The following is a 12749-nucleotide window of genomic DNA, read 5'->3' as shown; positions in this document are numbered from 1 at the left end:
ATGTTACTCGCATCACACTACAACTACTGGATCGTTATCGCATTGATGATGATCGGCCTGTATATGGTTATCGCCCAGGGTAACCTGGTGAAAAAAATCATTGGCCTGAATATTTTCCAGACCTCGGTTTTTATTTTTTATATCAGTGTGGGAAAAGTGGACGGCGGCGGCGCGCCCATCCTGAACGAAGGGGAAGTTCTGTATTCCAACCCTCTGCCCCACGTACTCATTCTCACTGCCATTGTGGTGGGCATTGCCACGACCGCACTGGCACTGGCACTGATCATCCGGATAAAGCGCGCCTACGGCTCCATTGAGGAGCGCGACATTCAGGCAGCGGAAGAAATGCAGGAACGCAGCGCCCATCATGCCCGGGTTTCTGCCGGCAAGGAGCAATAAACGATGCTGGCACATCTTCCAATCCTGCAAGTAATCCTGCCGCTGATGGCGGCGCCCTCCTGCCTGCTGATTCGCAAAGCCAATCTGGTGTGGCTGTTTACCCTGGCAGTCAGCTTCGCCGCGCTGATTGTCAGCGTACTGCTGTTGCAGCAGGTGTACGCTACTGGCCCGATCAGTTACACCCTGGGTGGCTGGCAGGCGCCCTGGGGTATTGAATATCGCATCGACCTGCTCAACGCCTGGGTGCTGTTTATCGTCACGGCCCTGAGCACCGTGGTGTTGACCGCCGCACATACCAGTGTCCAAAAAGAGCTGGAACCCAATCGGCAGACGGTATTTTACACCCTCTATTTGTTGTGCTTCGCCGGGCTTCTGGGCATCGTCGCCACCGGCGATGCCTTCAACGTATTCGTTTTTCTGGAAATTTCGTCCCTGTCTACCTACGCGCTGATTGCCCTGGGCAAAGACCGGCGCGCGCTGTGGGCGGCGTTCCAGTACCTGATTATGGGCACCATCGGCGCGACCTTTATTCTGATCGGTATCGGCTTTCTGTACATGATGACCGGTACCCTGAATATGGCGGACTTGGCTGCGCGCATTCCGCCGCTCAGTGAGTCCACCACGGTGCTCGCCGCCTTTGCATTTATTTTTCTGGGTATCTGTCTCAAACTCGCCCTGTTCCCTCTGCACCTATGGCTACCCAACGCCTACAGCTGCGCGCCCTCAATCGTAACTGCCTTTCTCGCCGCTACCGCCACCAAGGTCGCGTTGTATCTGTTACTGCGCTTTACCTTTACCGTATTCGGAGTGGATTTCTCCCTGTCGCACCTGCCGCTGGATATCCTGCTGGTAGGGCTCGGCCTGGTGGGCGTATTTGCCGCCTCCATCGTTGCCATCTATCAGGCCAATATCAAACGCATGCTGGCATTTTCCAGCGTGGCGCAGATTGGTTATATGGTTGTGGGAATCGGTATTGGCACCGCCACGGCACTGCAGGCCACTCTATTGCACATGTTCAACCACGCGCTGATGAAGGGCGGGCTGTTTCTGGCACTGGCGGGGCTGGTGTACCAACTGGGCGCTTGCCGCATCGAACAGTTCCGCGGCCTCGGCCGCACCATGCCCTGGACCATGGCAGCCATCGTGGTCGGCGGTATCAGCCTGATCGGCATGCCGCTGACCGTAGGCTTTGTCAGCAAGTGGTATCTGATTGCCGCAGCTATTGAGCAACAGTTGTGGTGGGTAGCGGTGCTTGTGGTACTGGGCTCGCTGCTGGCGGTGGCGTATATCTGGAAGCTCGTGGAAGCGGCCTATTTCCAGGCGCCGGAGGTTGACGCTGTGAAGGAAGCACCACTGGGTATTCTGCTACCCACCTGGCTGCTGATCGCCGCGAATATTTATTTTGGCATCGACACCCGCCTGCCGGTAGAAGTTACTTCCGCAGCCTCGCAATTCCTGCTCGGAGGCGCTGCGCAATGAATTCAGCCAGCCTGTTACAACTCTCCCTGGTGATCCCGCTGCTGGCGGTGGTTGGCATTCAGTTGACAGCCCGCCGGGAAAATGTGCGTGAAGCTGTTTCGCTAATCGCCGCCAGCGCCCTGTTCGCCACCGTCGCCCAGCTTTATCTTCCCTTGCTGAATGGGCAGACCATTGCCGTGCACTGGCTGGATATATTGCCGGGACTGGCCCTCGCCTTCCGCGTCGAGCCGCTGGGTCTGATGTTTGCGTTGGTAGCGAGCTTCCTGTGGATCATCACCACCCTCTACGCCATCGGCTATATGCGCGGCCACGGCGAGCAAAACCAGACACGGTTTTACAGCCTGTTTGCGGTGTCCATCGGCGCGGTGATGGGCATCGCCTTTGCAGAAAACCTGTTTACCCTGTTTATCTTTTACGAACTGCTGACCCTGTGCACCTACCCGCTGGTGACCCACGCGGGTACTGACAAGGCGCGCCAGGGTGGGCGGACATACCTGGGGATACTGCTGGGCACCTCGGTAGGGTTTTTCCTGCTCGCGATTATTGCCACCTGGCTTCTGGCTGGCACCCTGTCGTTCAAGCAAGGCGGGATCTTTTCACCGGGCACCTCGGTGGCGCTGCTCTCAGTATTACTGGGGCTGTTTGTATTCGGTGTGGGCAAGGCGGCGATCATGCCGTTCCATCGCTGGCTGCCCGCCGCCATGGTGGCGCCCACACCGGTGAGTGCACTGCTGCACGCGGTGGCGGTGGTTAAAGCGGGCGTGTTTGTACTGCTGAAAATCTGCCTACTGATTTTTGGCATCGACACCCTGAAGAGCATTCCCGCCACCGAGTGGCTGCTGTACCTGGCGGGCGTTTCGATTCTGTTTGCGTCCATCATCGCCTTGCGTCAACAAAACCTGAAAAAACGCCTGGCCTATTCCACTGTCAGCCAGCTGGGGTACATCACCCTCGGCGCCCTGCTCGCCACCAGCGCGGGCATGACCGGCAGTGCGCTGCATATTGTGATGCACGCGTTTGGCAAGATCACCCTGTTCTTCTGCGCGGGCGCCATTCTGGTCGCCGCACACAAAACCGAAGTGAACGAGCTGCGCGGCCTGGGCCGACAGATGCCGGTGACAATGACGGCGTTTTTTGTGGCCAGCTTGTGCATTATCGGCATTCCGCCCACCGGCGGCACCTGGAGCAAGTGGTATCTGATGCTCGGCACTTTTGAGGCGGAGCAATGGATCCTGATGGCACTGCTGATGATCAGCTCCCTGCTGAGTATTGCCTATCTGTTGCCGATTCCGCTGCAGGCGTTCTTTGGTGGCAAAAAGCCACTGGAGATTGAAGCTGGCACCGCGGTGGTACTCAAGGAAGCGCCTCTGCCTTCAGTGATTGCGCTGACCGTAACCGCCTCGGCCTGTGTTTATCTGTTGCTGTACCCGGATATTTTTTACCGATTGATCGCCGCGGGAATCTGACCAGTCTATGAACAGCGAAAAAACCTATTTCTTCGACAATCCGGACAATATCCGCAAAGTCCTGCGGGTGTTTTACGCCACCTGCTTTGTTCTGTTTGCGTTGGACTTTGTGATTCACCGCCACACGGAATACCGCTGGGAAGGACTGCCGGGCTTCTATCCCGTTTATGGTTTTGTGGGCTGTGTCGCGCTGGTGGTTGTGGCCAAGTGGATGCGCACCTTCCTGATGCGCCCGGAAGACTATTACGACAAGCGGGAACTGGCAGACGATGACGAGCCAGACGATATTGCATCGGTAGACGTGCCCCCCACCATCCACCTGGGCGGAGGGCGCGATCATGCTTGAAATTGCTCCGTTTATTCCGTTTTTTATTGCCGCGGCTTTAGGACTTTTCCTGCGCGGTTGGGCGCGGGCGCTGCTGTTTATCGCGGTACCGATTCTCGGCCTTATCAATCTGTGGCAGCTGGGTGCCGGTGCCGACGCGGGCGTGGAGTTCGGCCACTACACCGTTCTCGATTTTAATTTACTGCTGTTCAAGACGGATAAACTCAGCCTGCTGTTTGGCTACCTGTTCCATATCGCAGCCCTGATCGCGGTCATTTATGCCCTGCACGTGCGCGATACTTTGCAACAGGTAGCGAGCATGCTGTACGCGGGCAGTGCCCTGGGTGCGGTGTTTGCCGGCGACCTGCTGACTCTGTTTATCTTCTGGGAACTGCTGGCACTGACCTCGGTATTCCTGGTGTGGGCGCGGCGCAGTGGCCGCGCCTATATGGCCGGGCTGCGCTACTTCACCCTGCATATCCTCTCCGGGCTGTTGCTGCTGGGCGGAATCATCATCTATAGCCAGACCCACGGTTCCCTGGAATTTGGCCAGATCGGGTTGAATGAGAGCGCCTACAGCTGGATGATCTTCCTCGCCTTCGGCATCAAGTGCGCCTTCCCCTTTTTCCACAACTGGCTCACCGACGCCTACCCGGAGTCCACACCCACGGGCACCGTATTCCTGAGCGCCTTCACCACCAAGGTAGCCATCTACGCACTGGCGCGGGCCTACCCGGGCACCGAGCTGCTGGTATACATCGGCGCCACCATGGCCTGCTTCCCGATCTTCTTTGCGGTGATCGAAAACGACCTGCGCCGGGTACTGGCCTACAGCCTGATTAACCAGCTGGGCTTTATGGTAGTAGGTATCGGCATCGGCACCTCGCTGGCTATCAACGGCGCCGTGGCCCACGCCTTTAACGATGTGATTTTCAAGGGCCTGCTGTTTATGTCCATGGGGGCGGTGCTACATGTGACCGGCAAGATCAACGGCTCAGAGCTCGGCGGCCTGTACAAGAAAATGCCCAAGACCACGGTGCTGTGTATTATCGGCGCCGCGTCCATTTCCGCCTTCCCCCTGTTCAGCGGCTTTGTCAGTAAGTCCATGGTGATGAGCGCGGCCATCAAGAACGGGCACGATTGGGTATGGCTGATCCTGCTGTTCGCCTCCGCCGGGGTGTTCCACCATGCGGGCATCAAGATTCCCTACTTCGCCTTCTTCGCCCACGACGCCAAGCTGCCAGCGCGGGAGCCGCCGGTGAATATGCTGATCGCCATGAGCATCGCCGCCGCCCTGTGTCTGACTGTGGGTATCTATCCACAGGCCCTGTACAGCCTGCTACCCCACGAGGTGGCCTACACGCCTTACGATGTGACCCACGTGCTGACTCAGCTGCAGCTGCTGTTCTTCTCCGCCCTGGCCTTCGTATGGCTGAACCTGCGCCACCTGTACCCGCCAGAGCTGCCATCGGTAAATCTGGATGTGGAGTGGATCTACCGCCGCCTGGTGCCGGACGTCCTGCGCACCCTGTTCAACCGCCTGTTCGCCCTCGACCAGCGCTTGCGCACCGCGGCCGTGGGCGGTGTTGCACGGCTGGTGGAAGGCGTGACGGTGCACCACCGCGCCGACGGCATCATGGCCCGCAACTGGCTCACCGGCAGCATGGTGGCCGGTGTAGTACTGCTGCTGGGGATTTACCTGATACTCGGGTGGCTGTAACCGGTGAAAACATGACCGGAAACCCAGATACCGCGCAGGATGCAATCTCCCCGCGGTGGGCATACAATTCGCTTCTACTATCAGTTGCAATTGATACCTTGGGCCCGACGCCACTTTTCACCGAAAGCGGCACCCGAAAGCGGGCCCGAACGCCCGAATTCAGGACCCTAGATGTTCGACGAGATACCCCGCCAGCGCCCGTCAACGCCGCTTCTCGACCAGATCGACGACCCGGCCCAACTGCGCGCCCTGTCGGAAAAACAGTTGCCAGAGCTGGCAACGGAGCTGCGTGAATACCTGCTCTACTGCGTAGGCCAGACCGGCGGCCACTTCGGTGCCGGCTTGGGCGTCGTAGAGCTCACCATCGCCCTGCACTACATCTACAACACCCCGGAAGACCGCCTGGTGTGGGATGTGGGCCACCAGACCTACCCGCACAAGATCCTCACCGGCCGTCGTGAGCAGATGCTTACCATGCGCCAGCAGGGTGGCCTGTCCGGTTTCCCCAAGCGCTCCGAGAGCCCCTACGACACCTTCGGCGTCGGTCACTCCAGCACCTCTATCAGTGCCGCCCTGGGTATGGCCCTGGGTTCCCCGGACGAGCGCAAGGTGGTTGCGGTGATCGGCGACGGCGCCATGACCGCGGGCATGGCCTTCGAGGCGCTCAACCACGCCGCTCATACCGGCAAAGACATGCTGGTGGTACTCAATGACAACCGCATGTCCATCTCCAAGAACGTGGGCGGCCTCGCCACCTACTTCGCGCGGATTCTGGCCAGCAAGACGTACCTGAACATGCGCGAGGGCAGCCGCAAGATCCTGTCGGCCATCCCCAAGGCCTGGCAGCTGGCACGCCGCACCGAAGAACACGTCAAGGGCATGATTACCCCCGGCACCCTGTTCGAGGAACTGGGTTTCAACTATGTGGGCCCACTGGACGGCCATAACATGCAGGATCTGGTGCACACCCTGCGCAACCTGCGCAATCAGCGCGGCCCGCAGCTGCTGCATATCGTCACCACCAAGGGCAAGGGCTTCGGCCCCGCGGAAGAAGACCCGGTGGGCTACCACGCGCTGAATAAGCTGGAGCCGAAACCCAAGGTTCAAGTGGCAGCGGCTGAAACAAAAAAGAAAGGCCCGAAATACCAGGATATTTTTGGCCAGTGGCTGTGTGACACCGCCGAGCAGGATGAAAAGCTCATCGGCATCACCCCCGCGATGTGCGAAGGCTCCGGTATGGTGGAGTTTGCCGAGCGCTTCCCGGAGCGCTACCACGATGTGGCCATTGCCGAACAACACGCGGTCACCCTCGCCGCCGGACTCGCCTGCGAAGATCAGAAACCGGTGGTAGCGATTTACTCCACCTTCCTGCAGCGCGGCTATGACCAGCTGGTGCACGATGTGGCCATCCAGAATCTGGATGTCACCTTTGCCATCGACCGCGCCGGCCTCGTCGGTGAAGACGGCCCCACCCATGCGGGCAGTTTCGACCTGACCTTTATGCGCTGCCTGCCACATATCGTTATTGCCGCACCCAGCGACGAGAACGAGTGCCGCCAGCTGCTCTACACCGCGTACCAGTACGATGGCCCCTCCGCGGTGCGCTACCCCCGCGGCACCGGCCCGGGTGTCACCATCGAAAAAGACATGACCGAGCTGCCCATCGGCAAAGGCCGTGTGATTCAGGAAGGCAGTAACGTGGCCATCATGAGCTTCGGCACCTTGCTGGCTCCGGCCCGCGAAGCGGCGGAAAGACTCGGTGCGACCCTGGTGGATATGCGCTGGGTCAAGCCATTGGATGAAGCGCTGATCAACCAGCTCGCGGACAGCCACGAGCTGCTGGTGACGCTGGAAGAAAACACCGTCGCCGGCGGTGCTGGCAGCGCGGTATCGGAGTACCTGAACCAGCGCATCGTTCCAGTACCACTGTTGCAACTGGGCTTGCCGGATAAAACCATCGAACACGGCAAGCACCCCAAACTGCTCGCCGAAATCGGCCTTGATGCCAAAGGTATCGAAGAACAGATTCGCAAACGCCAGACACAAATGCATCAGGCGCAGTCAAACGGTCAGGCTGCAGCGATATAACGTAAAACAAAGTCGATAAAAAACACAAAACTCGAATCGAAGGCCAAGTGCCGGGGATTCGTTTTCAAAAGCGTCGGCGACAGGGACGTCGCCGACGGTTCCGAAAAGCTTCCCCCTGTGACCCGCCTTAAATTTTGGCCTTGCACCTTGTCGCCAGCAAAGCAAACACACAACATATAATTCAGAGACAGGAAGTACGATGTCCTTTTCCAAATCCATTAAAAAAATCCTGAACGCCAAACTTCTCGGATTATCTGCAGCCATCATGGCCGCCAGCCTGAACGTTCAGGCCATGGACCACAAAGCCTTTGAAAAAGCCATGGACACACTGCCCAAGAGTGGCGCCAGTGACAAACTTCAGGCACTGCAGGACCTGCGCTACCGCTGGATAATGGAAAGTTACCCCGAGACCGCCACCTACCGCGGCTATCCCGGTTTCGAGGAAAACTGGACCGATCAATCCGTCAAAGGGATCGAGCGCCGCAAAGGCCAGACCCGGAAGCTGCTCGCCGCCAGCCGTCATCTCAACGAAGACAAACTGAGCAGCGCCGAAAAACTCGACTACCAGTTGCTGTACCAGGATCTGCTGCTTGAAGTCCGCGGCTATCAGTTCCCCGAGCACCTGCTGCCCGTCAATCACATGAGTGGCATCCAGCGCAGTGTACCCGGCGTACTGAATGCGATGCCCAAGCGCACCACTGCCGATTATGAAAATATTCTGGCGCGCCTCGACAAACTGCCCGGCCTCATCGAGCAGACCAAAATTCTCATGGAAAAAGGTGCGGAGCAGAAACTGACTCCACCCCAAATCACCCTGCGCGACCTTCCCGGCCAGATCCGCGCACTGATTCCAGCAGACCCAAAGCAGAGCCCACTGCTCAAAGCTTTCTATGAAATGCCCGCAAGTATTTCTGCGGCGCATCAAAATCGCCTGCGCACCCGCGCGCAGAATATCTACCAAAAAACCCTGGTGCCGAACTGGAAGCGCTTTGCCGAATACGTCGAGCGCGACTATATCCCGAATGCCACCACGGATACCGCCTTCACTAAAAATGAAGACGGTATTCGCTGGTACGCCTACAAGGTACGGGAAACCACCACCACCGACCTGAGTCCGGAGGAAATTCACCGCATCGGACTGGAAGAAGTGCGCCGTATTCGCGATGAGATGGACGCTATCATCGCTAAAACGGGCTTCGCTGGGGACTTCAAGGTATTTACTGAATTCCTGCGGAACGATCCGCAGTTCTACTACGACAACAAAGAAGACCTGCTGAAAAATTACCGGGATATTGCCAAGCGAATCGACGGTGAGCTTCCGGCACTGTTCGGCACGCTGCCACGCCTGCCCTATGGGGTGAAGCCGATCCCAAGCTACTCGGAAAAATCGCAGACCACAGCCTATTACCAGCCGGGTTCCTACGAGGCCGGCCGCGCAGGGGTTTTCTTTGCCAACACCTATAATCTGAAAAGCCGCCCGACCTGGGAAATGGAAGCGCTGACGGTGCACGAAGCCATGCCCGGGCACCACCTGCAGATCGCGCTGGCACAGGAACAGAAAGATATTCACCCGCTGCGCCGCAACAAGTTTTACACCGGTTTTGTAGAAGGCTGGGGGCTCTACTCCGAAAGCCTCGGCTACGACCTCGGTCTGTACAAAGATCCGTACAACGAGTTTGGTGCGCTGACTTACGATATGTGGCGCGCGGTGCGATTGGTGGTAGATACCGGTATGCACCAGCTGGGCTGGAGCCGGGATGAAGCTATCCAGTATTTCATGAATAACAGCGCGAAGCCGGAGCACGATGTGGTAGTGGAAATCGACCGCTATCTGGTGTGGCCAGGTCAGGCACTGGCCTACAAGGTGGGGCAGCTGAAAATCAAAGAGATTCGCGCACGCGCCGAAGAAGCACTGGGAAATAACTTTGATATCCGCCAGTTCCACGACGCCCTGCTGGGCGCTGGTGCCCTGCCACTGAATGTACTGGAAAGCCGCATGAACGACTGGATTGCATCCCAGGGCGGTGAAATCAGTCGCGCACAACCGATGAGTGATGCCGGTGGGCAGGCGGCGCTGAATTAATAAATTCGCTCCACCTGAAAATAAGAAAAGGGCCGCTATCGCGGCCCTTTTCTGTTTTGAAACCAATAATCCGGTTTCAGGTTTTCAGCAGTGATTACTCGTGAGAAACGTAGTAATCGTACACATAGGTTTCCGCATAATTGCTGTAACTTTCTCCCGGCGCTGTGCCGTCGTGAGACTGGGTGTAGTTACCCAGCTTGAAGTAGCAACCAGAAATCGATTCATCGTGGACGTAGGGCACCTTCTCGCCGTTGTAATAGAAGTGGGTCTGCCCGTCATAGGATTCCATCTTCACGGTAAACACGGTACCCAGCTCGTAGTTCCCGTCCACCAGATAACCGTGGCGATCGTTACCGTTGGTAATCCACAGGTTGGCGTGGGTGTCCGGATTGCCGACGGTACCGCAGTTATCCCAGTCGTCATCGGTGCCCGGAGGACAGGTTCCGTTGTGACCTTCCATACGGAAAACCACCACATCATCCCCGGAATCGTGAATCTGCCCCACCACAACGTGTGGCTTCACATGGGTCAGGTTGGTGACCTTTTGCTTGATCCACATGGTGTGCTTCTTGCCATCGGTATTCGACCAGGCAGCAGCGCTCTTCGAGTTCTGGAAGTGGTAGTTCTGCATCATTTCCCGCAGTTCACTGCGCGGGTTGCTGGAACCGCTGGTGGAATCCCCGTGGTGATTGGCCCGGAACTGCACCGCGTATTCCTGCTCGGCGTCGTCGTAGATCAGCTTGAACCACTCGTCGCTGGAGAAGGTGTACAGGTCCGGCGTGTAGTGCTCCTCGGCACCGTTGATCGGCAGAGTCAGCTTCCACCAGGACAGGTCGATCACCTGTGACGCGTAGCGCATGATCGGCGCCGGTGGCGTTGCATCGAGATCCGCCTGGGTGGTGACGTTTTCCGCTTCAAACAGATCAAACAGTGCATCGCCACTGCCGTTGCCATACCTGGCGTAAGCCAGTGCCGGGGAACCGGTGGATACGTACTCCACGGTGATCTGCTGCCAGCCCTCTCCGTGGTTGGTACTGACCTCATAAACATTGTCGGACCCCAGGTCCTGAATACCTATGGTGCCGTGGTTGTAGACCCAGGCGGTGACTTGATAGCGGTTGCCGGCAACGGGCTTGTAGATGGCCTGTTTCATACGCCCGCCATCACCCTTGATCACCAGCAGACGCCCGCCCTCTGGCGGTACAGGGTTGGACGTACCGTTGGTGGAAACCACATTGGACGGATCTTCTTCTACCCAACCGCCGGTGGACGAGCTCAGCTCAAAGCTGTTGTTGACCAGTGGCCACAGGTCTTCCACGACAGCGTTATCCACGGTGATGGTTTCCGTAGAGGAAGATTCAAAACCTTCATCATCGGTGACCGTGAGTGTGACGGTATAGCTACCCTGCTCACTGTAAGTGTGAGAGACATTGGCACTGCTTCCGCTGCTGCCATCGCCAAAGTCCCAGGCGTAAGCAGTAATGTCGCCGCCATCCGGATCGTAAGACGACGAACCGCTCAGGTTCAGGCTGGTGTTCACGCGCGTAGTGGTGGAACCACTGATGGTAGCGACCGGATACTCGGAAGGTAATTCACTGACCGTGACTTCCGCGCTGGCGGTATCGGCAATACCACCGGCATTGGTTACCTGCAGACTGACCGCATACACACCCGTGTTGTTGTAGGTGTGGACCGGGCTCTCTTCCATGGAGGTAATACCGTCGCCGAAATCCCAACTGTAATTCAGCGACCCACCATTGGAGTTGTTAGAACCGCTACCATCCAGGGTAAACGGAATTCCGACGGTGACATTGCCTGGCACCTGGATATCCGCAGTGGGCGTGCCCGGGCCTCCCTCACCGCGCACAACCTCAATCTCGGTCATGCTGTTCCAGCTGTTCGCGGTATTGCCGAGCCCAACCACCCGCACGTAACGGCCGGAGAAGTCATCGAAGTTGTGCGGCTCCAGTTGCAGTGTATCGCCGGCGCTGTTGCCACCGTACACGTACGTCAGGCTGTTTTCATTGTCACCCACATAAACCTCAAACGAGGCCATGCGGCTGTCGCCTTTGTACCAGGCAATATTCAGCGCACTCACCATGCAGCTGCTGCCCAGATCAAACGTGATGTACTGGCCGGAACCGTTGGCCGACCAGCGCGAGCCGAGATTGCCGTCGTGGGCATTGGCCGGGCCATTGCCGTCATCGGAGCTGGCGCTGGAGGATTGAATATCACAGAACTCCGAACCACCACCAGAGCCGGAACTGGAGCCCGATCCGGAGCTGGAACTGGAACTCGAACTGGAACTCCCCCCGGAACTGGAGCCGGAGCCCGCACCGTCCGCGATGGAAAAATCGTCAAAGCGGCCTTCGTCGCCGTTATAGGTACCCGAGACGGTAACGCTGCTGTGGCTGCCGGAATTGAAGGCCACGCCCAACTCGCCCCAATCGGAATAATTACCGGCATCGCTGTAGGTATCGGAACCCACGGTGACTTCAATACCGCCGGCACCTTGCAACCAGGCGCTCAGGGTGTAATCCGTATTAGGATCCACGGCCACTTCCTGGGAAAAGGCACCACCGGAACCGGTAATTTTCGCGCTCTGGCTACCGCTACGGGCAATACCGGATATGGCGGAGGGATCGGCATCGTCCCAGCCGGACCAGCCAGATTCAAAACCAGCGTTTTCAATGGTAGCGGCGCTGGCTGAAGAAATACCGACGGCCAGGGAGAGCGCTGTATACGTCAGCGTTCGACTCAAATTACTTCGTATGATTTTTCTCATCGCATAGAGACCTGATTATTGATTTTTATTACGGAACTTCTACTCGCTATTAAACCCCGCACCCCGTCGATCACATACATATCTCCCGCCAAGTCAGCAGGAGGTATGCGTAAAAAACGAAATTGCGAAGCGCGGGAAAGGCTAATGGCTGCCTGAGGAAACTGTCAATTTTCTGAAATTTATCTCCCGCTGGAGAAAATAAAATTCAGAAAAAATACCGTAATTGGTTAACCAAAAAATATAACGCAATGAAAAATATAAGAAATATTTTTACGGAACGATGGCGATGTTCACGGCTACAGAATAGAGAAACTTAAATCAACAGAGATATTCAAAATTGCGCCAAATAATGACTTATTGGTCAACCAATGCCTGTAGGCCGATGAAAACAAAAGAGAAATTTT

Annotated in this window: 8 protein-coding genes; 7 read left to right on the top strand and 1 reads right to left on the bottom strand. The window is 57.3% G+C overall.

Annotation, left to right across the window (positions count from 1 at the left end; genetic code table 11):
• The 7 genes from Q1A74_RS10025 to Q1A74_RS09995 all read left to right on the top strand — a co-directional run bounded on the left by Q1A74_RS10025 (position 1) and on the right by Q1A74_RS09995 (position 9560).
• Complete coding sequence (locus Q1A74_RS10025; RefSeq protein ID WP_299595305.1) at positions 1 to 399, top strand: cation:proton antiporter subunit C; 399 nt, start codon at positions 1 to 3, stop codon at positions 397 to 399.
• Positions 400 to 402: 3 nt separating this feature from the next.
• Positions 403 to 1878, top strand: a complete 1476-nt coding sequence (locus Q1A74_RS10020; RefSeq protein ID WP_299595303.1) for a monovalent cation/H+ antiporter subunit D family protein — start codon at positions 403 to 405, stop codon at positions 1876 to 1878.
• Positions 1875 to 3344: a proton-conducting transporter membrane subunit gene (locus Q1A74_RS10015; protein ID WP_299595300.1), complete on the top strand. Its 1470-nt coding sequence runs from the start codon at positions 1875 to 1877 to the stop codon at positions 3342 to 3344. Before Q1A74_RS10020 ends, Q1A74_RS10015 begins: the two co-directional genes overlap by 4 nt.
• Positions 3345 to 3351: 7 nt before the next feature.
• A complete protein-coding gene (locus tag Q1A74_RS10010; protein WP_299595297.1) occupies positions 3352 to 3690 on the top strand; it encodes a hypothetical protein in 339 nt (112 codons plus the stop codon).
• On the top strand, positions 3683 to 5389 hold the full coding sequence (locus Q1A74_RS10005) for a Na(+)/H(+) antiporter subunit D (protein ID WP_299595294.1): 1707 nt from the start codon (positions 3683 to 3685) through the stop codon (positions 5387 to 5389). Before Q1A74_RS10010 ends, Q1A74_RS10005 begins: the two co-directional genes overlap by 8 nt.
• A gap of 171 nt (positions 5390 to 5560) precedes the next feature.
• Positions 5561 to 7477, top strand: coding sequence for a 1-deoxy-D-xylulose-5-phosphate synthase (gene dxs, locus Q1A74_RS10000; protein ID WP_299595292.1), 1917 nt, complete (start codon positions 5561 to 5563; stop codon positions 7475 to 7477).
• A 199-nt stretch (positions 7478 to 7676) separates the two neighbouring features.
• A complete protein-coding gene (locus tag Q1A74_RS09995; RefSeq protein WP_299595290.1) occupies positions 7677 to 9560 on the top strand; it encodes a DUF885 family protein in 1884 nt (627 codons plus the stop codon).
• A 94-nt stretch (positions 9561 to 9654) separates the two neighbouring features.
• Here the strand turns inward: Q1A74_RS09995 and Q1A74_RS09990 are convergent, their stop codons facing one another.
• Complete coding sequence (locus Q1A74_RS09990) at positions 9655 to 12321, bottom strand: PKD domain-containing protein (protein ID WP_299595288.1); 2667 nt, start codon at positions 12319 to 12321, stop codon at positions 9655 to 9657.
• Positions 12322 to 12749 lie beyond the last annotated feature (428 nt).

The organism is uncultured Microbulbifer sp. (assembly GCF_947504145.1).
In the GTDB taxonomy this organism is placed as follows: Bacteria; Pseudomonadota; Gammaproteobacteria; order Pseudomonadales; family Cellvibrionaceae; genus Microbulbifer.
This window is presented reverse-complemented; position numbering and strand designations above follow the sequence as displayed.